The organism is Nocardia crassostreae, from assembly GCF_001613405.1.
GTDB lineage: Bacteria > Actinomycetota > Actinomycetes > Mycobacteriales > Mycobacteriaceae > Nocardia > Nocardia crassostreae.
This window is the reverse complement of sequence record NZ_BDCH01000047.1, coordinates 20,711-42,809: the sequence shown is the minus strand read 5'-3', so window position 1 is coordinate 42,809 and position 22,099 is coordinate 20,711. Positions and strand designations below refer to the sequence as shown.

Here is a 22,099-nt window from a genome sequence, read left to right as displayed (position 1 = left end):
TACTTGGGGGAACTGCCCTCGAAACCGTTCATAGATCCGCGGTCTCGCCCAAAAGAGTCAGTCGACCAGTCGTCGAACCAGGACGAGCCATTGCCCTCTTTGCTCAGCTTCGTCTCCCGACACAGTCCTCCCCCGCCCGCCCGCCGACCTACCACCGATGCCGGTGAACCATCCATCCGAACACAGCCGCCCCACCCAACCCGAAGCAGCTCCACAGCCCACCAACGATCACTCGCTCCTGTGCATCGGCTTTCTCCTCGATGAGCGTATTGTCGGCCCACTCGTAATACCCCAGGGCACCAGCACCTCTCGCGCCTCAACCGTCGCGCCCGCCTCGTACAGTCCCCACAGCACGACCTCATGCCGCTCCCCGCCCTTGTCGTAATACCCGTAGCTCTCCCGCCCGGTCCCCTCCTCGGTCTGCACCTCCCGAGTGCCTTCGACACGCACGGTGATCGAGTCACCATGCCCGGTCAGATACCCCACGCCGTTGGCGATCTCGATCACCCCGATGGCGCCATTGAACAGCAGAAACAAACCGAAGCCCAACACAACCAAGCGTTCCCCGGACGACATGAAAGCCATGGCCCCATGCTCGGACCGCCGACCCCCCGCCGCCACGTGTTTTACCCACCGCCGAATCCGCGCCCAGCGCAACGGCGGTGGCATTCACCTCGCCTCAGTCGACCAGCCGTCGAACCGCAGCGGGAAGGTCCCGGGTGCGCCGGTAGGGCCCCGCGACCGCGACTCAGAAACGCTCCGGTGGTTGCCATAGCTGAGCTCGGACCGCCCGATGCGATTCATCCGGGACCCGGAGTCTTCCAGCCCCAGAACGAGCCCACCCCGCAGCGACCCTTTGGCCCGAGCGCATTCGGCATCGGTGATGCCATTGGCCGCCACTTCTTCCAGCACGCCCCGAGCCAGATCCGCCACCTTGCCGAGGTTTTCGGGCTGGCAGCCGAGATAAACCGAGAAAGCCCCCGTATCAGCAAAGGTGTCGACGCTGGAGTACACCGAGTAGGCCAGCCCACGTTCCTCGCGTATGGCCTGAAAAAGCCGCGAACTCAATCCGCCGCCGAGAACGGTATTGAGAACCGAGAGCGGCCACCGCTTTTCACCCTCATGCCGCCCGAAGGCCCGGGTGCCGAAAACCAAGTGCGCCTGTTCACTGTCCCGATGAATCCGCAGCAGTTCCGGATTCCCACGCGGCCGGAACTTGCCTTCCCGCCGCCCCGCCGGTTCACGCCCCGTTTCCAGGTGCGGCGCGAACGCCCGGTGCACCAATTCCACGGTGTGCTCATGCTCCACATTGCCCGCCACCGCCACGACCATGCGATCGGGCCGGTACCGACGCTGATGGAACGACCGCAATTGCGCGGCCTGCATGCCTTCGATGGATTCGATGCTCCCGATCACCGGCCGCCCGATGGGGTGCTCACCGAACATGGCGGTGAGAAACGCGTCCCCGACCATGTCCTCCGGATCGTCGTCGCGCATGCAGATTTCCTCGAGCACGACCTGCCGCTCCACGGCCACGTCCTCGGCCCGGCACAGCCCGTTGAGCACCACATCGGATACGAGATCCACTGCGAGCCGCAGATCCTCGTCGAGCACGTGCGCGTAGTAGCACGTCTGCTCCTTGGCCGTGAACGCGTTCAGCTCACCGCCGACGGCATCCATGGCCTGCGCGATATCCAGCGCGCTGCGCGTGGGCGTGGCCTTGAACAGCAGATGCTCGAGGAAGTGCGCCGCACCCGCCACGGTCGGCCCTTCATCGCGCGAGCCGACTCCGACCCATACGCCGATGGAGGCCGAGCGCACGCCCGGCACATGCTCGGTGACGACTCGTAGTCCACCGGGCAGGACGGTTTTCCGCACACCGGTATCGGCATACGGCACCTCGGAGGTGGTGCGAACCAGCGCAGCTTCCTTACCCGACACTCGAGTGTCCTTCTTCCGAACCATGCTTCCCCACAACTGGCAGACGAGAAACCGGTGGCCCCTCACTCCATCATCCGGAGCGAAGGGCCACCGCAGATTACGCCAGAGCTACGACACTCACTCGGCCGCGGTGTCGGCGGCCGGAGCCGCGTCCGCGTTGTCCGAATCCTCGTCGACCGGCACCAGCGAGATCTTGCCGCGGTTGTCGATATCGGCGATCTCGACGCGCAGCTTGTCACCCACGTTCACCACATCCTCGACCTTGGCGACGCGCTTGCCGTTGCCCAGCTTCGAGATGTGCACCAGACCGTCGCGACCCGGCAGCAGCGAGACGAACGCGCCGAAGGCGGTGGTCTTGACGACCGTGCCCAGGAAGCGCTCGCCGACCTTGGGCAGCTGCGGGTTGGCGATGGCGTTGATCGCGTCGATCGCGGCCTGCGCCGACGGGCCGTCGGTCGCGCCGACGAACACGGTGCCGTCATCCTCGATGGAGATGTTGGCGCCGGTGTCCTCGGTGATCTGGTTGATGACCTTGCCCTTGGGTCCGATCACCTCACCGATCTTGTCGACCGGGATCTTGATGGCGGTGACGCGAGGAGCGTAGGGGCTCATCTCATCCGGGGTGGCGATGGCCTCGGCCATGACATCCAGGATGGTCAGACGCGCGTCCTTGGCCTGGTTCAGCGCACCCGCGAGGACCTGCGACGGGATGCCGTCGAGCTTGGTGTCGAGCTGGAGAGCCGTCACGAACTCGGGGGTACCGGCGACCTTGAAGTCCATATCGCCGAAGGCATCCTCGGCGCCCAGGATGTCGGTGAGGGCCACGTAGCGGACCTCGTCCTCACCCTTGTCGTTCTTGATGGTGTCCGACACGAGACCCATGGCGATACCGGCCACCGGAGCCTTCAGCGGCACACCGGCGTTCAGCAGCGACAGGGTGGAGGCGCACACCGAACCCATGGAGGTGGAACCGTTGGAGCCCAACGCCTCCGACACCTGACGGATGGCGTAGGGGAACTCCTCCTGCGAGGGCAGCACCGGCATGAGCGCCCGCTCGGCGAGCGCGCCGTGGCCGATCTCGCGCCGCTTGGGGGAGCCCACGCGGCCGGTCTCACCGGTGGAGAACGGCGGGAAGTTGTAGTGGTGCATGTAGCGCTTGGAGGTCTCCGGGCCGAGCGAGTCGACCTGCTGCGCCATCTTCACCATGTCGAGGGTGGTGACACCCATGATCTGGGTCTCGCCGCGCTCGAACAGCGCCGAACCGTGGGCGCGCGGAACCACCGCGACCTCGGCCGACAGCGCACGGATATCGGCCAGACCGCGGCCGTCGATGCGGAAGCCGTCGGTCAGGATGCGCTGGCGCACAAGCTTCTTGGTGACCGAGCGGAACGCCGCGCCCAGCTCCTTCTCGCGGCCCTCGAAGGACTCGGCGAGCGAGGACAGCACCGAGAGCTTGATCTCGTCGATCTTCTCCTCGCGCTCCTGCTTGCCCGCGATGGACAGCGCCTCGTTGAGCTCCGCCTTGGCGGTGCCCTCGACGGCCTCGTAGGCATCGGGCTGGTAGGGCAGGAAGACCGGGAATTCGGCGGTCTCCTTGGCGGCCTTCTCGGCCAGGTCCTGCTGCGCCTTGCACAGGCGGGCGATGAACGGCTTGGCGGCCTCGAGGCCCTGCGCCACAACGGCTTCGGTCGGCGCGGTGGCGCCGTCGGCGAGCAGTGCGAGCACATTGTCGGTGGCCTCGGCCTCGACCATCATGATGGCGACGTCGCCCTCGACCACGCGACCGGCGACGACCATGTCGAACACGGCGCCTTCCAGCTGCTCTACGGTCGGGAACGCGACCCACTGGTCACCGATGAGGGCGACGCGCACGCCGCCGACCGGGCCGGAGAACGGCAGACCCGCGAGCTGAGTCGACGCCGAGGCCGCATTGATGGCGACCACGTCGTAGAGATCCTTGGGATCCAGCGACATGACGGTCACCACGACCTGGATCTCGTTGCGCAGACCGTCGACGAAGGACGGGCGCAGCGGCCGGTCGATGAGGCGGCAGGTCAGGATGGCGTCGGTGGAGGGGCGGCCCTCACGACGGAAGAACGAGCCGGGGATGCGGCCCGCGGCGTACATGCGCTCCTCGACGTCCACCGTCAGCGGGAAGAAGCCGAACTGGTCCTTGGGGCTCTTACCGGCGGTGGTGGCCGACAGCAGCATGGTCTCATCGTCGAGGTAGGCGACGACGGATCCGGCGGCCTGCTTGGCGAGACGTCCGGTCTCGAAGCGGATGGTGCGGGTGCCGTAGCTGCCGTTGTCGATCAGCGCGACGGATTCGAAGACGCCGGGCTCGACCTCGACGGCGGAGCTGTTCTGTGTTTCAGACATTTTTCTTTTCTCAACCTCTCGTCTCGCCGGGATCCAGCGCACCTTTCCCTAGTGCGCGATCCCGGCTCGTCAGCCGTACCCGGCATGGGCACGCCACGACCCTCCTGGTCACGACACGCACACCCGGCCGATTCCCCCTTGGGAACGGCGACGCGGAGGCGGTCATCGATCGAAGCCCTCCGGCAACGCAATCTCTCGTCTTGCGCGCCCCGAAAAGCCACTACCGAAGACCGACGCCACGCGACGGGTGCGTACGGCTTGTTGGCGTGCACACGGCAGGTTTCACCGGATGCACGAAAGGCCAACGAGGAGATTCTAAGCCTCCCCGTTGGCCGGTTCGTCAACTACCTCTGGCTGTCAGTGTGTGTCGCTCGAATCAGCGACGCAGGCCGAGACGCTCGATCAGAGCACGGTAGCGGTTGATGTCCGTGTTCTGCAGGTACTTCGAGAGCCGCTTGCGACGACCGATCAGCGCCATCAGGCCGTGGCGGGTGTGGTGGTCGTGCTTGTGCTTCTTGAGGTGCTCGGTGATGTCGGCGATCCGCTTGGACAGCAGCGCGATTTGCGCCTCCGGGGAACCGGTGTCCTTCTCGTGCACGCCGTACTCGGCGAGGATCGCCTTCTTCTGCTCGGTGGTCAGAGCCACAGATATCTCCTGTTGTTTCAGTCCGCGCTCGGAAGGGTCCGGAAAATCCGGGTGGGCGCCGCCGCGGACCGCAGCAAACCCGACGGGCCAGTTTACACGTCGGCCGCGGTGAGAACTTTCCGGGCCTGATCCATATCGCGGCCGATGGCCTGCGCCAGGTCGTCGATGGATTCGAACTTGCGCATACCGCGCAGCTGCTCGACGAAATCGACCGCGACGCGCTTCTCGTAGAGATCGCCGTCGAAGTCGAGAATATGGGGTTCGACGGTGCGGTTGCGGCCGTCCTCGAAGGTGGGGTTGGTGCCGACCGAGATGGCGGCCATGCGCCGGGGCGCGTCCGGTTCCTCGAGGTCGGTGAACCAGCCCGCGTACACCCCGTCGGCCGGGATGGCGGCGTGCATGGTCGGGGCCACATTAGCGGTCGGGAAGCCCAGGCCCTTGCCGCGGCCGTCGCCGTGCACGACCACGCCCTCGATCCGGTGCGGGCGGCCCAGCGCCTCCGCGGCGGCGGTGATGTCACCGGCGGACAGGCAGGCGCGGATATAGGTGGAGGAGAAGGTGACGGCGTGCTCGCCGAGCAGCTGCACCCCGTCCACGTCGAAACCGAAGCGGGCGCCGAATTCGCGCATGGTGTCCACGGTGCCCGCGGCCTTGGAGCCGAAGGTGAAGTTGTCGCCCACCACGACCTCGGCCACGTGCAGCTTGTCCACGAGCAGCTGCTGCACGTACTGCTCGGGTGTCAGTTTCATGAAATCGTGGGTGAACGGCATCACCACGAAGACGTCGATGCCCAGTTCCTCCACCAGTTCCGCGCGGCGGGTCAGCGTGAACAGCTGCGCCGGATGCGAACCGGGCCGCACCACCTCGAGCGGATGCGGGTCGAACGTCATGAGTACCGACGGAACGCCCCGCACCGCAGCGGATTTCACCGCACGGCTGATGAGCTGGGCGTGACCGCGGTGCACGCCGTCGAACACCCCGATCGTGAGCACGCACCGGCCCCACTCCACGGGCATCTCATCGAGACTTCGCCATCTCTGCACACCGGAAGCCTACGCAAAGCGCGTCACGGCCAGTATTCGGCATTGTGGATCTTCACAGGACGAAGCATGGTAGACACCCTGCGTTCACCTGCTTCTACCAGGCAGCGCGCCGATGTGGGAAACGAGACGAGGTGTGCCTAAGGTTGGGTACGTGCCCGGAAAACGAGACATCGCCACGCGCCGCGAGCTGGCCGATCCGTCCGAAGCCAACGGGACCTCCGACACTGCCGCCGCGCGCCGCGGATCGGATATCGCCCCCGTGCTGTCCTCGGTCGCCCAGGACTATTTGAAGATCATCTGGACCGCGCAGGAGTGGTCGCAGGACAAGGTCACGACCAAACTGCTGGCCGAGCGCATGGAAGTGTCGGCCTCCACGGTCTCCGAGGCCGTGCGCAAGCTCACCGAACAGGGTCTGGTGGAGCACGCCCGCTACGGTGCGATCACCCTCACCGAGGACGGGCGGCGGGCGGCCATCGCCATGGTGCGACGGCATCGCCTCATCGAGACCTTCCTGGTCAACGAGCTGGGCTACGGCTGGGACGAGGTGCACGACGAGGCGGAGGTGCTCGAGCACGCCGTCTCCGAGACGCTCATGGCACGCATCGACGCCAAGCTCGGTCATCCCGACCGCGACCCGCACGGTGATCCCATCCCGTCGGTGGACGGCGCGGTGCCGACGCCGCCGGCCACCCAGCTCAGCGATTACCGGGACGGTGAATCCGGTTGGGTGGCGCGGATTTCCGATTCCGATCCGGCCATGCTGCGGTATTTCGATTCGCTCGACATCGCCCTGGACACGCCGATCACGTTGGTGGAGCGGCGCGATTTCGCGGGCACCATCGCCGTGCGGATCGCCGAGCGCACGGTCGACCTGGGCAGCATTGCCGCCGAAGCCATCTGGCTCACCAACGAGCACTGAGGATTTCGCGGCGCTCAGAAGGCCGGGGGCCGCAGCAGGTATGTGCCTAGCGGGGTGATGCGGTGACACACCGCGCGGCCCTCGCGAATACTGCACAGCAGCCCCGCATTACACAGTACGGCCGCGTGCTCGGAGGCCGACGCGGCGCTGATGTCGAGTTCGCGCGCCAGCCCGCTGGTGGTCTTGTCCCCGCTGACCACGGCCCGCAATACGGCGACGCGGGTGCGGCCCAGGAGATCCGCGACCGGATCGGCCGCGATCCCGGCCGTCTGCGCGGGCGGCGGCACCGGATACACCAGCACCGCCGGACCCTCGTGATCGAGCAGCACGCGCGGCGTGGGCCATACGAAAGCCGAAGGCCACAACTGCAGTCCGCGCCCGCCCAAGCGCACATCCCCGCCACGCAGCGTCTCGATCTCCAGCACCGGATGCGACCATCGAATTCGCGGATGCAGCGTCGACAGCGCCGCCGCCACCCCCTCGGTCGCGAGAGTGTGTGCGAGAGCGGCGGTTTCCGCGCCCATCCCGGCATCGAGCCGGGACAGGTCCGGCGCCACGATCTGATCGTGGAAATCGCGCGCCGCCGTGGCCAGCGCCGCCCATGCCGCCCCGTCGTCATCGGCGAGCAGCTTGGTCCACGACGGCGGCAGGCCGCGCCCGAAGGCCCGGGCGAGTTGCGTGCGCACCTCCCGCTGCGGCGTGGACAGCACAACGTCGATCTGCCCCTCCACGCCCGCCCAGCCCGCGGTGTACGGAGTCAGGAAATCCGGGATGTAGCGTCCGTGCCCCACCAGACCCAGCAGCGGCATCATCGACGGCGTCACCCGCCGCCGCGCCCCCGCCCGCCAGCGATCCAGCACCCCATCCGGATTCGGCCGCGCCAGCGCCTGCGCCGCCAGCACCGCCACCCCCATGGGCGGCGTCCCCCGCGCGATGATCACCCGAGCCAGATCCTCGGCCTCCAACCACAGCCGTAACAAATCGGCCCCCTTTCGGCACTACCCGAAAGGATTGTCCCGCACCGCCCTCCCCACGCAAGCTTGTTACGGCAGCGGCACCCGGCCCCTTTCGACGCCGTACCAACACGGTGCCGCTGCCACCGGGTGGTTTCCCCCTTCGACGACCCGCTCAACCGACTTCGGCGCGGACGGTGCGGTGTTCGGTGGCGGGACGCTGGAATTCGGTGAACAGCTTGGCGACCAGTTCGCCGCGGCTGGTGACGCCGACCTTGTCGAAGATGGCTTTCACGTGATCGCGCACGGTGTGCGGGGAGAGGTGGAGGCGCTCGGCGATCTCGGTGGTGGGCAGGCCGCGGGCGATCTGCTCGACGACATCGAGTTCGCGGCGGGTCAATTCGTAGGCGGCCAGGACGAGTTCGGACACTTCGGAGGGTGTGGCGGGTTCGATGACCATGGCGGTCATGGCGCCGCGGCCCTGTGCGTCGCGCAGGCAGGAGGCGTGGCACACCAGCCAGCGGCCGCGGCGGGTGCGAATGCGGATGCGGGCGCTGGCTCCGGTGAGGCGGGCGCGACCGGCGGTGCTGAGGATCCAGACCGGCAGCGGCAGCTCGATGCCCAGTGGCGTGGTGGCGGGACCGGGTGGCATCTGGGCGAGCAGGTCGCGGGCCTCGTCATTGATGGATACCAGTCCGCCCTCGGCGTCGAAGAGCAGCATGCCGGGCGCGGTGGCGTCCTCCGGTTCGGCCTGCGGGGCGGCGGGTTGGGCGAAGGAGCGCAGCCGCTGCGCGATGGGCGTGGACAGGGTTTCGACGAGAGCCAGGTCGGCGGCGGCGAATTCGGTGCGGCCGCGTTCGCGGAACAGGCTGAGCTGACCCCACGGCAGGCCGTCGGCGCGGAAGACCGCGCGCAACTCGTCGTCGAAACCGCGGGGGCGCATGAAGTTCCGGTACAGCGAGCTGCGGGCCGGGCGATCGCCGGTGACGGCGCGCAGGCCCGCCACCGGGACGGGGGCGCGGGCCAGATCGCGGAACAGGTTGACGTTCTCGGCGAAGAACTCCGATTCCCAATAGGTTCCGCAGCCGCCCTCGTGCAGGTTCTCCACCCGCACCGGCGCGGTGGTCAGGCCGTTGACCGGATCGGTGGCCACCCAGACGGCCGCGTCGAACGGGGCCATACGGCGCAACCGAGCCGAGGTGCGCTCGAACAGCGTCTGCGCGTCGGGGGCCGCGGCGATCTCGGTGAGCAGGGTGGTCACCGTGTGCCGGGTCGGAGTGGTCATCTCGCCATCCTGCTGCGCGCGCCCGCGTATCCGCCATCCCACATATGAGGGGGAACCGCCGGGCGCGCACGTAATTCCCCGCATTTGCGGGATGGGCCGACGGCGGCGGGCGGATGAGGCTGGTCCGCGCATCACCACCGAAGCGCAGCACCACCGAATCTGGAGAAGGAGCACCACCATGCACATCGGGATCGTCGGTTCGGGCGCCGCCGCGGTCGCCCTGCTGGACGCACTCGCCGCGGCGGACCGGAAGCCCACGGCCGTCACGGTTTTCGACGGTGCGGAGACGCTGTGGCGGGGCCGGGCCTATCAGCCCGATATCGACGCCGTGCGCGTGAACGCCCCGCCCCCGCTCATGTCCGTTCGCGCCGGGGATCCGGGGCACTATCAGCGCTGGTTGAGCGAGCGCGACGATATCGCGGGCTATCTCGACGACAGCCTCGGCCAGCCGCTCGTGCCGCGGGCGCTGTACGGCCGCTACCTGCAGGACACCGCCCGCGCGGCCATGACCGCGCTCCGGGCCGACGGGACCCGGGTGAGCGTCGTGCAGTCGCGGGTCACCGGTTTCACCCGGGGCGAGCGGGCGGTGCTGCACACCGAGGACGGCGCCGCCGTGCCGGTGGACCGCGCCGTGCTCGGTGTCGGAAGCGGCCGTCCCCGTGACCATTACGGGTTGACGGGCGCACCCGGCTACGTCGGCGAACCGTATCCGCTGGCCCGCACACTGCCCGGCATTCCCGCCGGTGTGCATGTCGCCGTCATCGGCAGCGGGCTCACGGCGGTCGATATCGCGGCCGGACTCACCGCACACGGTCACACCGGGCCGATCACCTTCCTGTCCCGCACCGGCGCACTGCCGTTCGTGCAGCAGCGGCCGATGCAGCTGGAACCGCGGCATCTCACCCCCGAGGCGATCGGACCGCGCGCCGCGGTGAGTTTCGCCGAGCTGGTGGATCTCATGCGCGCCGAACTCACCGACCTCGGCCATGATTTCGATGCCTTCGCCGCGGAGATCCTGGCCACCGGCGCCGAGCCGCCGGTCGATCGCCTGCGCCGCCAGCTGGCGGCGGTCGACTCCCCGCATCTCGGACTCCGCTTGCTGGTCATGCTCATTCGCATCACCGGCCCCCTCGCCTGGCCGCGGCTGCCGGAAGCGGACCGCGCCCTGCTGCGGGCCTCGCACTTCCGCACCATCAACGGCCTCAGCTCACCCATGGTCCCGCACAATGCGAAAATCATGCTGCGCCTCCTGGATTCGGGCCAGCTACGGCTACGACCGGGCCTGCGGAAACTCGAAGCCCGCCCCGGCGGCGGATTCACGGTGTTCGACGACACCGAATGGACCGCCGACGTGGTCCTCAACGCCGTGAATCCGTCGGCCTACACCACACCGCAGGACAGCGAACCGCTGGTGAGCGCGCTCCTGGGGGCGCGGGCCGCCGAACTCGACCCGGCCGGTGGGCTCGCGGCGGACCCCGCCACCGGCCGCCTATCCGTCGCCGGGCGCCCCGACCCGACCTGGCGCATCCTCGGAAACCTCGCGGCCACATCGATGTTCATTGCCACCAGTCCACCCGGCCTGGCGGCCGAAGCCGCCCGCCTCGCAGCGGGGCTGCTCGACGACTGAGCGCGCAGCGAAGGTGCCGTCTGTCCTCCCGGCAGGGTTGTGGCCGGAAGGACAGACAGCGGTTCACGCCCGGGCCGCCGTCGCGGCCGGGGTGTGGGTGGTGCGCCTGTCCTCGGCCGCGGCCAGCCAGAACCACACCGGCGGCAGCACGACTTCGATGGCGGTGAGCACCAGTTGGAACCAGTGCGGCCAGCCGTGCACCGCGATGGAGAGGAACCGGCCCAGGGCGCCGAGGGCGAAGATTCCGGCGAGCCAGCGAATGGCGGTGGTGTCGATGGGATTCCGGCGCACGGCCCACAGCCAGGCCAGGCCGTAGCCGAGGAAGATCGCGCCGAAGAAGCGGCTCTGGCTGTCGGCGGTGACGCCGGAGTCGGCCATATCCGGCACGGAATCGATGCCGAGGGCCATGTGCAGCACACCGATCGCCACACAGGCCCACCCCATGATTAGGCTCAGCCATTTGAGCGCAGCCGTCATCAGAAACCTCCCGAGCTGGTGATCAGCATTCACTAGTAGACGTGTGTCTACTAGCAGAGGCTACGACCTCTAGTAGACACACGTCAACTAAGCTGGCGGTCGTGACCACCCGCCGCCGACTCGCCCCCGAGGATCGCCGCCGCCTGCTCATCGATGCCGGTGAGCGGCTCTTCGCCGACCGCGACTACACCGCCGTGCTCATGGAGGACGTCGCGGCCGAGGCCGGGGTGTCCCGCGCGCTGCTGTACCGCCACTTCCCCAGCAAGCGAGACCTTTTCGTCGCCGTCTACCAGCGCGCGGCCCAACAGTTGCTGGTGGACACCACCTTCGATCCCGCGATCCCGCTCGCCGAACAGCTGGCGGTCGGGCTCGACGTGCACTTCGACTATTTCGAAGCCAATGCCAAATCCATTCTGGCCGCCAACAGGATCCTCATCGGCGATCTCGCCATCCAGGCCGTCATCACGGGCGAGCTCGGCGAACTCCGCGACCGCATCCTCGCCGTTCTCGACGTCGATCCCGCAGTGCGCGAAACGATTTCGTCCATCCTCATGAGTTGGCTGACCTTCGTCCGCGTTCTCACCGTCGACTGGCTGGAAACCCGCCACTGCCCACGCCCAGTGCTGCGCGACGCCTGTGTCGGCGCGGCACTGGGCGCACTCGCACCGCTGCAATCGCGGTGAGAGCCCTCAGCACTTCAGGAAGTACTTCTCCAGATTCGCCGGAACCCCATCGGCTTTCGCCTCGCTCCAGCACTTGTCATGCGGGAAGTAGACATAGTTCGTCCACCCGAAGTCGTACCCGCGATGCACGATCCGCTGACTGTCACCCGGCATATCCCAGACGATGACGGCCCAGTACCCATCGCACTCGCTCACCGTCGCCAGCGTCGTCGTGTACGGCGGCCCCTCCCCCAGATCATGCAGGATGGTCTGCGAGGCGCACACCGGCGCGGGCGCCGGATCCTGGAACCGCAACCGCCCGTACTCGGTCTCACCTTCGTGCTCCACGAACAAGGTGTGCAACCCCTCCGGCACCGGATTCGTCCCCAGCGGCGCCTCCATCCCGAATCGGTAGCACCCCACCGGAACCGAGAACACCGCCTGCCCATTGGAATCGGTCACCCCGTCCCACCGCCGCACCTCCGGCGTCCCCTCCGGCAAATCCCCCGAGCTCGGATCACACGGCTGATACAGCCGAAGATTCACCGGCACATACGGAATCGCCGTCCCCTGCACGGTCACCGTCTGAATCAACACCGCCGACGTGTCCGGCAGCGGATCGGAATCCCCCGGATCTCCCGGCGGCACCACCACCGTCCCCGGCTCCCGGCCCGGCGTAGTCCCGCCTCCCCCACCATTTCCCGACGGCGCCGACGTTGGCACCGTACTGATCTGCGTCGAAACGCTCGTGGTGGGACTCCCCGCCGAAGTCTCCGGCGACTCGCCTCCATCCGATCCGCACGCCGTGGCGATCACCACCACCCCGCTAACCAGCATGGCTTGCACTATCCGCCCTAGTCGCATTTGCCGATCCCCTCCGATCAAACCTCGATACCGGCGTATCGGACCGAAGCCGACAAGAATTACCGCAGGTCAATGCCTATTACACAAACCTGGCATACATCGCTGAATGCGCATATCCCCCTATTGGTATGTGCTCCCCCGATCAGTCCTGGATCAACTGCCAATCTCCCGGCAGCCCAGCCACTTTCACCGTCGTGCCCTCGGCCTCGATGGTCACCGTCGCCGGTCCCAGCCGCAGATCCGCCAGGCGCACCCGTCCGGCGCGCTCGGGCAGCCGCGGTGCGACGGTGAGCGTGCGTTGCGGGACATTGGGTGACAGGCCGAGGAAGGAGCGCATGAGCAGGAGTGGGGCGGCGCTGGCCCAGGCCTGGGGAGAGCAGGACGTCGGGTAGGGGACCGGGGATCGCAGGTCGTTGCGGGCGAAGCCGCAGAAGAGTTCCGGTGGGCGGGCGCCGAATTCGAGGAAGGCTTCGACGAGGCCGCCGGAGAGGCGTTCGGCCAGGTCGACCGCGCCCGGAATGTGGTGGTAGCGGAGCAGACCGGCGACGGCGATGGCCGAGTCGTGGGGCCAGACCGAACCGGTGTGATAGCCCATGGGGTTGTAGCGGTGCATTGTCGACGACAGGGTGCGCAGGCCGAAGCCGCTGTCCATATCGGCGGCGGCCAGGCGTTCGATGAGGGGGGCGGCGCGTTCGTCGGGGACGATGCCGGTCCACAGACAGTGCGCGACATTGCTGCCGAGGGCGTCGACCTGACGCTTGTTCCCGTCCAGGGCCATGGCGTACCACCCCGAGCCGGGCATCCAGAAGGCTTCGTCGAAGCGGGTTTTCAACTCCGCCGCCTGGGCGCGCAGACGGGTGGCGGTCGCGGTGTCGCCGAAGGCTTCGGCCAGGTCGGCGCGGCCCAGGCGGGCGGCCTAGACGTACCCCTGCACCTCGCACAGCGCGATGGGCGGATCGGCGAGATGCCCGTCGGCGAAACTGATTGCGTCCCAGCTGTCCTTCCAGCCTTGATTGGCCAGGCCGCGATCGGTCTTGCGCCGGTATTCGACGAACCCGTCACCGTCGGCGTCGCCGTACCGGTCGATCCACCCCAGGGCGGCATCCGCGGCGGGCAGCAGCTCCTTGACGGCGTCCTCCTCGACGCCCCAGCGCCTGCACTCGGCGAGCAGCATGACGAACAGCGGGGTCGCGTCGACCGTGCCGTAGTAGACGGTGCCGCCGAGCACCTGATCGCCGGAGGGACCGTGCCGCATTTCGTGCATGATGCGGCCGGGCTCCTCCTCGGTAATCGGATCGACGTGTGCGCCTTGCAGTTTCGCCAGCCTGCGCAAGGTCCCCAGGGCGAGGTCGGAGTCCAGCAGCAGCGCCATCCAGGAGGTCAGCAGGCTGTCGCGGCCGAAGAGCGCCATGAACCACGGCGCGCCCGCGGCCACGTACATGGTGCCGTCGTCGGAGTCGTCCATGCGCAGCGCGCCGAGATCGCTCTCGGTGCGGGCGAGGATGGCGCTCAGCCCCGCGCCGTCTGCGGTGAGGCTGGTGGCATTGGCGCGCCACTGCCGGATCTTGTTGGTGGGACTGTCCTCGTCGTCGGCGTCGAGATTCATGGGCACGGCCCGATGTCCCAGCAGCGGTTGGCATTCCACCACCGTGTGCCAGCTGTCCCGGCGCGGCACCACCACCCGCCAGGACAGCTGCCCCGGCTGCACCACCGGATCCCCGCTCGCGGTGATCACCAGCCCGCGCCCGGCATCCTGGCGATCGGTCAGCCGCAGCGCCCCGTCGGTGACGGTGAAATCGCAGCCGCCGGTATTGAGCCGCCCCTCCTTGACCGCGAACAGATCGGCGAAATCGGAATCGACGGTGAGCGAAAGGGTGAGCGCGGTGTCCTCGTCACCGAGATTGCACACAATGATCTTCTCCCGCATCCCGTCGCCGATGATGCGCTTGCGCAGCACCAGCACGGTGGCGTCGGCGACGCCTTGGCGCGGCGGCATGCGCGCCACGAACCGGATCCGGAACGCCTCCGCGGGCAGCACCGAAAGCTGTTCCGGCGCATGCCCATCCAACCGCAACTCCTACCGGCTGATGACCCGCGCATCCCGATAGAACAGGCCCTGGGCCGAACCGGCGTGAATATCGCCGAGCTGGTCGGACAGGCAGAAGGTGCCCGCCTTGACCATGGTCACCAGCCCGCCGCCCGTGGCGGCCGGTGGTCCGGCATTGAAGATGCTCACCGCGCTCCACGCTGTCAGACTCGCGCGAGCAGCTCAAGATCTGCGGCGGCCGTTCGCCCAGTCGTAACTGGATGGTTATGCGCGGGCCCGCCGCCCGGACTCAGAGATTGGCGGGGCGGACGACCATGACCGAGGAGGCGCGTTTGCTGCTTTCCTTCACGAGCGCGATGGCGTGGCCGGAGGAGTCGATGGCGGCGTAGACGCCGGGCAGGCCGACGGGGTCGAGCCAGCGGCCGTTGCGGAGGTCCTCGGCCTGGGTGTCGGTGATGTCGCGGGTGGGGAAGGCGGTGCGGACGGCCTCGTCGATGGTGAGGCTGAGCAGGGGTTCGTCGGCTCCGGCGGCGACGGCCAGCTGGTCGAGGGTGCGGGCGTGCTCCAGGGTGAAGGGGCCGACGCGGGTACGACGCAGGGCGGTGAGATGGCCGCCGACGCCGAGCTTTTCGCCGAGGTCGCGCGCCAGGGCCCGGATGTAGGTGCCCGAGGAGCATTCGACCTCGACGTCGAGGTCGACGAATTGCGTTGTGCCGGTGTCGATATCGCGGCGCGCCAGAATGTCGAAGCGGCTGACGGTGACGGGGCGGGCGGCCAGTTCCACATCCTCACCGGCGCGGGCGCGGGCGTAGGCGCGTTCGCCATTGACCTTGATGGCGCTGACAGTGGCGGGGACCTGCTGAATATCGCCGGTCAATTCAGTGACGACGGCCGCGATTTCGGCATAGGCGAGATGCCCGGCGGGGGTGGTCGCGGTGACCTCGCCCTCCGCGTCGTCGGTGATCGTGGACTGACCGAGCCGGATGGTGGCGGTGTACGCCTTGGTGGTCAGGATGAGCTGACCCAGGAGTTTGGTGGCGCGTTCGACGCCGAGGACCAGCACGCCGGTGGCCATCGGGTCCAGAGTGCCCGCGTGGCCGACCTTCTTGGTGCGCAACAGCCTTCGGCTCTTGGCGACCACGTCGTGGCTGGTCCAGCCGCCGACCTTGTCGACGATGAGCAGGCCGCCGAGCGCGTCGACCACGGGAGTCCGCTTCTCCCCCATCAGGCCTCCACGATCGCGGTCAGGATGAGGCCGTCGGCGATCAGCCAGCGGCCGTCGAACGACATCAGGGGCGCGCCGCCGTCGGTGGTATTGCCGGGCACCAGCAGTTCGCTGTGGAAGGTGCCCGCGCCCGCACCGGCGGATTCCTCGTCCACGGTGAAGGTGATGTGCGCGTCCTCGAAGCCGAGCCAGCGATCGGTGAGCGGGAACCACGTCTTGTAGGTGGCCTCCTTGGCGCAGAACAGCAGTCGATCCAGGTGCAGGCCGGTGCCGGGCAGCACCGTCGCCAACCAGTCGCGTTCGGCGGGCAGGCTCACCGAATCGAGCACGCCCTCGGGCAGCTGCCCGTGCGGTTCGGCATCGATGCCGATGGACCGGAAACGCAGTTTGTGCGCCAGCGCGGCGGCCCGGTAGCCGTCGCAGTGGGTGAGGCTGCCGACAATGCCGCGCGGGAACAGCGGTTCCCCGGTCCCGCCCTTGCCGATGGCCACGGCGGGCTCGCCGAGCTCGGTCAGCGCCTGCCGGGCGCAGTGCCGCGCGCCGATGAAATCACGCCGCCGCTTCTCCACGGCCCGGGAGATCAGATGCTCCTCGGCGGGGTGCGGTTTCAAGCCCTCTGGATAGGTCGTCAACTCCGCGGCCGCCACGCCGTGCGGAAGAATCCTGGAGATCAAGCGCGCCGACTCCGGGTTCGTTTCCCCTGATGTCGCCGCGACCGCCCGCTGCTCGATGACCCGCCTCCTGCTCGCACCACACTCAACGCGTCGAGCCTACCGGTCCGGATTCGCCCTGCACGACCAGCGCATGGTTGCTAGGCTTTTGCCAGCTCATCACCAGACGCAGTCCGGCGACAACCGCGGCATCCCCCGGGTCCGCGAGTCAGGAGGCGAGGGATGTCAATCGAGCAATCACCGGGCCGCATCGGTGCGCAACCGGCGGAATTCATCGGCCCAACCCGTATCATGGCGACACTGCGCGTCAACGGTCACGAACACTTCACGGTCCTCGAACCACGCACCAGTCTGCTCGACGCCCTGCGCGAGCATCTGCATCTCACCGGCACCAAGAAAGGCTGCGATCAAGGCGGCTGCGGCGCGTGCACGGTATGGATGGACAACAAACGGGTGCTGTCCTGCCTGACCCTCGCGCTCGCCGCCGAAGGCCGCGAGATCACCACCATCGAGGGCGTCGCCGACGGTGACACGCTGCATCCAGTGCAGCAGGCGTTTCTCGAGGCCGACGGTTTCCAATGCGGCTACTGCACCTCCGGTCAGATCATGTCGGCCATCAAATGCATCGAAGAGGGGCACGCCGAATCCGAGATCGAGATCGCCGAATGGATGAGCGGCAATATCTGCCGCTGCGCGGCGTATCAGAACATTCGCGATGCGGTGTGCACCGCCCGCGACGCCATGAATCGAGCGGCGGGAGAACTGCCGTGAAACCCATTTCCTATGCCCGGCCCACCACCGCCGAACAGGCCGTGAGCACCGTGACGGCAAGGCCGCGAACGGTTTTCCTGGCCGGTGGCACCACGCTGGTGGACATGCTGCGCATCGGCGCCATGGAACCGGACAATGTCGTGGACATCACCTGGCTGCCGCTGGGCGGGCTCGAGCACACCCCCGAGGGCGGTCTGCGCATCGGCGCGCTCGCCAAGATGAGCGAGGTGGCCGCCGAACCCGATGTGGTGGAACGCTATCCGTTCCTGTTGGTGGCGCTGTGGAAGGGCGCCTCGGCGCAGCTGCGGAATATGGCCACCATGGGCGGCAATCTCATGCAGAAGGTGCGCTGCTCGTATTTCCGCGAACCCGGACATGCCTGCAATAAGCGCGAGCCGGGCTCCGGGTGCGCGGCCCTGGACGGAATGCACCGCGGCCACGCGATTCTCGGCACCAGCCCGATGTGTTTCGCCACCCATCCCTCGGATGTGGCCATTCCCCTGGTGGCCCTGGACGCGACGGTCACGGTGTGGGGCCCGCGCGGGGAGCGCACCATCGCCTTCGACGATTTCTTCCTGCTGCCCGGCAATACCCCGCACGTCGAGCATCCGCTCGCCGAGGACGAGCTGATCACGCGAATCGATGTGCCGCCCTTGCCGTTCGCCACCAATTCGCACTACCTCAAGGTGCGTGATCGCGAATCCTACGAGTTCGCCCTCACCTCCGCGGCCGTCGCGCTGAATGTCGCCGACGGCACCGTCATCGACGTGCGGATCGGCCTGGGCGGGGTGGGCACCAAACCGTGGCGGGCCCGCATCGCGGAGGCGCAGCTCATCGGAAAGGCCGCCACCACCGCCAATTTCGCGAAGGCGGCCGCCGCCGAGCTAGCCGGGGCCGATGCCACGCACCCCATGAACGCCTTCAAGGTCGAACTCGCCCAGCGCACCCTGGTCCGGGCGCTGGAAACCGTACGCCCGCAGGTGTATCTGCTGGGAGGCTTCAAATGACCGCAACCGTATCCCGGCCGCTGGTCGGCCAGGGTTTCGATCGCCTCGACGGCCGCGCCAAGGTCACCGGCGCGGCGCAGTACACCGCCGAGATCCCGATGCACGGCATGGCGCACGCGGTGATGGTGTGCGCGCGCATCGGCCACGGCGCGGTGCGCTCCGTCGACACCGCGGCCGCCATGGCCGCCGGGGCCGTGGCGGTCTTCACGCACGAGAACCTGCCGAAGGTGGCCGATATCCCGCCGCAGTGGCCCTCTGGATTCGGCGGACCGGCGCCGGGGCAGACCTTCTTCCCCATGCAGGACACCACGATTCACTACTACGGCCAGCCCATTGCCGTGGTGGTGGCCGATACCTTCGAGGAGGCGCAGCGGGCCGCGGAGCTCGTCACCGCCGACTACGACGAGCGCGAGACGCTGGTCCGCATCGAGGACGGGCGCAATGCGGCCTATCAGCCGGACAAGATCTTCTGCGGGATGATTCCGGGCGTGCAGTCCCGGGGCGATTTCGAGGCCGCGGCCAAACAGGCGGCCCATATCGTCGACGCCACTTATCATTTCGCCGCCAACCACCACAATCCGATCGAATGTTCGGCGACGGCGGCGGTGTGGGACGGCGATACGGTGACCGTCTACGACACCACCCAGGGCGTGTCCGCCACGCAGGCGACAATCGCCGCCTACCTTGGCATATCGCCCAGCAATGTGCGCGTGGTGGCGCATTACGTGGGCGGCGGCTTCGGCGCGAAAGCCCTGATCTGGCCGCATGTGACGCTCGCGCCCATGATCGCGCGGGAGCTGGGCAGGCCGGTCAAGGTCGTGCTGGATCGCGAGTAGATGTTCTACGGCACCGGGTTGCGCGAGGAGCAGGAACAGCGGGTCACCCTGACCTGCGACGCCGACGGCATGTTCACCGGACTGCGGCACCACAAGCTGTCCCTCGCTTCACCGTTCGATGACTGGGCGGAACCGTCGCTGGGCGTGGCCGGGCAGGCCTACGACATCCCGAACTGGGAGGGGCGGTACCGGCTGATTCGCGGAAACTCCATGTCGCCCACCTTCATGCGCGGGCCCGGCGAGGCCTCGGGCATGGCGGCCCTGGAATGCGCCGTCGACGAGCTCGCCAGCGAACTCGGCGCGGATCCGATGGAACTGCGGCTGCGCAATCACGCCGCCATCGATCCGGAGAGCGGGCATCCGTGGAGCTCGGACGGCTATGCCGAGTGCATGCGCCTGGCCGCTCAGCGGTTCGGCTGGTCGGCCGAGAACTACCGGAAAGGCCCACGCACGGACGGGAACTGGCTGCTCGGCTGGGGCATTGCCACGGCGGGCTATCCGGCCTACGAGCCCGGACAGCCGCAGCGCGCGCACGCCCGGCTGCTGAGCGACGGTTCGCTGATCGTGCAGGCCGGAACGCAGGACTTCGGCACCGGCGTGGCCACCACCATGGCCCAGGTCGCCGGTGACGCGCTCGGGGTGCCGTTCGACCGGATCCGGGTCGATATCGGCGATACCGACTATCCGAATATCGCCGCGGCGGTGGGGTCCATGGGCGCGGGCATCATCAGCGCCGCGGTGCACACCGCGTGCACCGATCTGCTGGCGCAGCTCATCGAGCTGGCCGTCGGCGATACCGCCTCGCCGCTGCACAGGCATGCGGCGGTGGAGATCGAAGGCCGCGACGGCGCTTTGCGGTTGCGCGCGAATCCCACTGTGCGCGAGGAGTACTCGAATCTGCTCGGGCGCAATCACCTCACCGATGTGGAGACCATCGGCACCTGGAACCCGCCGCCGCAGGGTCAGCCGTACGGGATGATGAGCTTCGGCGCGCAGTTCGCGGAGGTCGCGGTGGATCCGGAACTGGGTCTGGTGCGGGTGCGCCGCATGGTCGGCGCATACGCGCCCGGCCGGGTGCTCAATGCCAAACTGGCGCGCAGTCAGGTGCTGGGCGGCCTGAATTGTGGCCTGTCCCAAGCCTTGATGGAAGGCACGCTGCCCGATCCCCGCGACGGCAGCTGGGCCAATCCCTCACTGCTGGAATACCTGCTGCCGGTCAATGCCGACGCACCGGCCGTCGATATCTCCTTCGTGGAGCAGGAGGACACGGTGGTGAACCCGCTGGGCGTCAAGGGCCTCGGCGAGCTCGGCATGATCGGCGCGGCCACGGCGATCATCAACGCGATTCATCACGCCACCGGCAAACGCATTCGCGAAATCCCGGTGCGCATCGAGCACCTGATCTGAAGACCGTTGTCTCAGTGATGAATCGGGCCGTCCGTCGCGGCCAGCGGGCGGCCCGACGCACCACCGGGTTCGGCGATGATCTGCGCCGCGATGGACACCGCGGTCTCCTCCGGCGTGGAGGCATTGAGGTCGAGTCCGACCGGGCTGCGCAGCCGCCGTAGCTGTTCCGGGCCCACCCCCGCCTCGGCCAGCCGTGCGAGCCGATCGGCGTGCGTGCGACGCGAACCGAGCGCTCCGACGAAGCCGATGTCCTCGATGCCCAGCGCCTCGACCAGCAGGGGCACATCGAATTTGGCGTCGTGGGTGAGCACGCAGACGACCGTGCGCCCATCGACGCGTCCAGCCACGTACTCCCGCCGCAGATATCGATGCGGCCAATCCACCACCACCTCGTCGGCCGCCGGGAATCGCGCCGCGGTAGCAAAGGTCTTCCGCGCGTCCACCACGGTGACCCGATACCCCAGCTGCCCGCCCAACCGGCTCAACGCCCGCACGAAATCATTGGCCCCCGCCAGAATCATTCGCGCGCGCGGCCCGAAACTCTGCACGAACGCCCGCGGCGGAAACGCCGTCGGCGCACACTCGTCGATCCCGACGGTCCCGGTGCGCCCCGCCCGCGCCATATGCACCGCATCCCGGCTGACACCGGGCCCCGGCGCACCCGAGCCGATCAGCCACCACGACGGCGCATCATCGAGCGTGGTGACCAGCGCGACCGAACGCCCCTGCCGTATCTCGTGTTCCAGCGCCAACAGATCACCGAGCCGCTCCCCCGCCACCGGCTCGATGAACACCTCCATCTCACCGCCACAGGTCAACCCGATCGCCACCCCCTCGGGCTCGGCGACACCGAACCGCTCGAGCACCGCATCCCCGCCCCCGAGCACCCCCATCGCCGACTCGACGACCGCCGCCTCGACGCATCCCCCCGACACCGACCCGACGACCTCCCCGTCCTCGGTGACCAGCATGGCCGCCCCGGCCGCGCGCGGCCCGGCCCCGGTGACGCCCACGACTCGCGCGAGAGCGACCGGGCCCTGCCGGACCCGATCGATCAGCTGCGGCAGCAACTCACGCACTCACCCATCATTACTGCTCACTGACGCGATCGCACGCCAGCCATTCCCATGGCAACCTCACCGTTACCGTCAGCGGCAGCAAGAGATCGCGATCGACACGATCGCATGATCAAAGGAAGCGGGCGTGGTCGGCGCGGCCACGGACGAGTCCGGTGGGCAGTAGCTGCCCGAACAATCGTCACCGGATTTCTCGAACAGCCACACCAGGGCGGCCAGCACACCGGCCAGCAGGAGCAAGCCAAGGGTGATCTTGTTCATTC

18 protein-coding genes and 3 pseudogenes are annotated in these 22,099 nt (G+C 68.1%); 7 read left to right on the top strand and 14 right to left on the bottom strand.

What is annotated here, in order from left to right; genetic code table 11:
* Window positions 1–228: 228 nt before the first annotated feature.
* From NC4_RS37940 to NC4_RS37920, 5 genes and pseudogenes are all read right to left on the bottom strand, one after another.
* Complete coding sequence (locus tag NC4_RS37940) at window positions 229–585, bottom strand: hypothetical protein (protein ID WP_157555470.1); 357 nt, start codon at window positions 583–585, stop codon at window positions 229–231.
* Between the two features lie 94 nt (window positions 586–679).
* Window positions 680–1,965 (bottom strand): annotated as a pseudogene (locus tag NC4_RS37935) (M16 family metallopeptidase).
* 93 nt (window positions 1,966–2,058) lie between these two features.
* Window positions 2,059–4,320, bottom strand: coding sequence for a polyribonucleotide nucleotidyltransferase (locus tag NC4_RS37930; protein WP_067549215.1), 2,262 nt, complete (start codon window positions 4,318–4,320; stop codon window positions 2,059–2,061).
* Window positions 4,321–4,696: 376 nt separating this feature from the next.
* Window positions 4,697–4,966 carry a 30S ribosomal protein S15 gene (gene rpsO / locus NC4_RS37925; RefSeq protein ID WP_067549212.1) on the bottom strand — a complete coding sequence of 90 codons (270 nt, stop codon included), beginning with the start codon at window positions 4,964–4,966 and terminating at the stop codon, window positions 4,697–4,699.
* A 92-nt stretch (window positions 4,967–5,058) separates the two neighbouring features.
* Window positions 5,059–6,009: a bifunctional riboflavin kinase/FAD synthetase gene (locus NC4_RS37920; RefSeq protein ID WP_067549209.1), complete on the bottom strand. Its 951-nt coding sequence runs from the start codon at window positions 6,007–6,009 to the stop codon at window positions 5,059–5,061.
* 151 nt (window positions 6,010–6,160) lie between these two features.
* Between NC4_RS37920 and NC4_RS37915 the strand changes: the two genes are divergently transcribed.
* Window positions 6,161–6,928: a metal-dependent transcriptional regulator gene (locus NC4_RS37915; protein ID WP_245722204.1), complete on the top strand. Its 768-nt coding sequence runs from the start codon at window positions 6,161–6,163 to the stop codon at window positions 6,926–6,928.
* 14 nt (window positions 6,929–6,942) lie between these two features.
* Here the strand turns inward: NC4_RS37915 and NC4_RS37910 are convergent, their stop codons facing one another.
* Complete coding sequence (locus NC4_RS37910; protein ID WP_067549206.1) at window positions 6,943–7,908, bottom strand: ArsR family transcriptional regulator; 966 nt, start codon at window positions 7,906–7,908, stop codon at window positions 6,943–6,945.
* Between the two features lie 148 nt (window positions 7,909–8,056).
* Window positions 8,057–9,166: a helix-turn-helix domain-containing protein gene (locus tag NC4_RS37905; RefSeq protein WP_067549203.1), complete on the bottom strand. Its 1,110-nt coding sequence runs from the start codon at window positions 9,164–9,166 to the stop codon at window positions 8,057–8,059.
* A 178-nt stretch (window positions 9,167–9,344) separates the two neighbouring features.
* Between NC4_RS37905 and NC4_RS37900 the strand changes: the two genes are divergently transcribed.
* Window positions 9,345–10,793 (top strand): FAD/NAD(P)-binding protein, encoded by a 1,449-nt coding sequence (locus NC4_RS37900; RefSeq protein ID WP_067549201.1) that lies wholly within the window; start codon window positions 9,345–9,347, stop codon window positions 10,791–10,793.
* 63 nt (window positions 10,794–10,856) lie between these two features.
* Here NC4_RS37900 and NC4_RS37895 read toward each other — a convergent pair whose 3' ends face one another.
* Entirely contained in the window at window positions 10,857–11,270 is a 414-nt protein-coding gene (locus tag NC4_RS37895) for a DUF4345 domain-containing protein (protein WP_067549199.1), read from the bottom strand.
* A 101-nt stretch (window positions 11,271–11,371) separates the two neighbouring features.
* Between NC4_RS37895 and NC4_RS37890 the strand changes: the two genes are divergently transcribed.
* Window positions 11,372–11,953: a TetR/AcrR family transcriptional regulator gene (locus tag NC4_RS37890; protein ID WP_067549196.1), complete on the top strand. Its 582-nt coding sequence runs from the start codon at window positions 11,372–11,374 to the stop codon at window positions 11,951–11,953.
* Between the two features lie 6 nt (window positions 11,954–11,959).
* Here NC4_RS37890 and NC4_RS37885 read toward each other — a convergent pair whose 3' ends face one another.
* The 4 genes and pseudogenes from NC4_RS37885 to npt all read right to left on the bottom strand — a co-directional run bounded on the left by NC4_RS37885 (window position 11,960) and on the right by npt (window position 16,742).
* Complete coding sequence (locus NC4_RS37885; RefSeq protein ID WP_245722203.1) at window positions 11,960–12,586, bottom strand: hypothetical protein; 627 nt, start codon at window positions 12,584–12,586, stop codon at window positions 11,960–11,962.
* Between the two features lie 352 nt (window positions 12,587–12,938).
* Window positions 12,939–14,978, bottom strand: a pseudogene (locus NC4_RS37880) (amylo-alpha-1,6-glucosidase).
* A 154-nt stretch (window positions 14,979–15,132) separates the two neighbouring features.
* The gene (gene truB / locus NC4_RS37875) at window positions 15,133–16,068 is read right to left on the bottom strand and encodes a tRNA pseudouridine(55) synthase TruB (protein ID WP_067549193.1); all 936 of its coding nucleotides are present in this window, start codon (window positions 16,066–16,068) and stop codon (window positions 15,133–15,135) included.
* Window positions 16,068–16,742 (bottom strand): 4'-phosphopantetheinyl transferase Npt, encoded by a 675-nt coding sequence (npt, locus tag NC4_RS37870; protein WP_067549190.1) that lies wholly within the window; start codon window positions 16,740–16,742, stop codon window positions 16,068–16,070. Before npt ends, truB begins: the two co-directional genes overlap by 1 nt.
* A 219-nt stretch (window positions 16,743–16,961) precedes the next feature.
* Between npt and NC4_RS37865 the strand changes: the two genes are divergently transcribed.
* The 4 genes and pseudogenes from NC4_RS37865 (at window position 16,962) to NC4_RS44995 (ending at window position 20,760) form a co-directional block, all read left to right on the top strand.
* Window positions 16,962–17,510, top strand: a complete 549-nt coding sequence (locus NC4_RS37865; RefSeq protein ID WP_067549186.1) for a (2Fe-2S)-binding protein — start codon at window positions 16,962–16,964, stop codon at window positions 17,508–17,510.
* Window positions 17,507–18,517, top strand: coding sequence for an FAD binding domain-containing protein (locus NC4_RS37860; protein ID WP_067549183.1), 1,011 nt, complete (start codon window positions 17,507–17,509; stop codon window positions 18,515–18,517). Before NC4_RS37865 ends, NC4_RS37860 begins: the two co-directional genes overlap by 4 nt.
* Window positions 18,514–19,671: pseudogene (locus tag NC4_RS45000) on the top strand (xanthine dehydrogenase family protein molybdopterin-binding subunit); the annotation flags it as partial. The gene NC4_RS37860 and the pseudogene NC4_RS45000, both read left to right, overlap by 4 nt.
* Window positions 19,663–20,760 carry a xanthine dehydrogenase family protein molybdopterin-binding subunit gene (locus NC4_RS44995; RefSeq protein WP_369690827.1) on the top strand — a complete coding sequence of 366 codons (1,098 nt, stop codon included), beginning with the start codon at window positions 19,663–19,665 and terminating at the stop codon, window positions 20,758–20,760. The pseudogene NC4_RS45000 and the gene NC4_RS44995, both read left to right, overlap by 9 nt.
* An 11-nt stretch (window positions 20,761–20,771) precedes the next feature.
* On the opposite strand, the gene NC4_RS37850 is transcribed toward NC4_RS44995, so the two are convergent.
* Both NC4_RS37850 and NC4_RS37845 read right to left on the bottom strand, forming a co-directional pair.
* Window positions 20,772–21,839 (bottom strand): XdhC family protein, encoded by a 1,068-nt coding sequence (locus tag NC4_RS37850; protein WP_067549181.1) that lies wholly within the window; start codon window positions 21,837–21,839, stop codon window positions 20,772–20,774.
* Between the two features lie 69 nt (window positions 21,840–21,908).
* Window positions 21,909–22,097, bottom strand: coding sequence for a hypothetical protein (locus NC4_RS37845; RefSeq protein ID WP_067549178.1), 189 nt, complete (start codon window positions 22,095–22,097; stop codon window positions 21,909–21,911).
* Window positions 22,098–22,099 lie beyond the last annotated feature (2 nt).

Excerpts from the sequence above, each read along its gene's own strand:
- NC4_RS37895 (WP_067549199.1), bottom strand. The coding sequence starts at position 11,270 with ATGACGGCTGCGCTCAAATGGCTGAGCCTAATCATGGGGTGGGCCTGT.
- NC4_RS37845 (WP_067549178.1), bottom strand. The coding sequence starts at position 22,097 with ATGAACAAGATCACCCTTGGCTTGCTCCTGCTGGCCGGTGTGCTGGCC.
- NC4_RS44995 (WP_369690827.1), top strand. The coding sequence starts at position 19,663 with ATGGAACTGCGGCTGCGCAATCACGCCGCCATCGATCCGGAGAGCGGG.
- NC4_RS37865 (WP_067549186.1), top strand. The coding sequence starts at position 16,962 with ATGTCAATCGAGCAATCACCGGGCCGCATCGGTGCGCAACCGGCGGAA.
- NC4_RS37905 (WP_067549203.1), bottom strand. The coding sequence starts at position 9,166 with ATGACCACTCCGACCCGGCACACGGTGACCACCCTGCTCACCGAGATC.
- NC4_RS37900 (WP_067549201.1), top strand. The coding sequence starts at position 9,345 with ATGCACATCGGGATCGTCGGTTCGGGCGCCGCCGCGGTCGCCCTGCTG.
- NC4_RS37940 (WP_157555470.1), bottom strand. The coding sequence starts at position 585 with ATGGCTTTCATGTCGTCCGGGGAACGCTTGGTTGTGTTGGGCTTCGGT.
- NC4_RS37930 (WP_067549215.1), bottom strand. The coding sequence starts at position 4,320 with ATGTCTGAAACACAGAACAGCTCCGCCGTCGAGGTCGAGCCCGGCGTC.
- truB (WP_067549193.1), bottom strand. The coding sequence starts at position 16,068 with ATGGGGGAGAAGCGGACTCCCGTGGTCGACGCGCTCGGCGGCCTGCTC.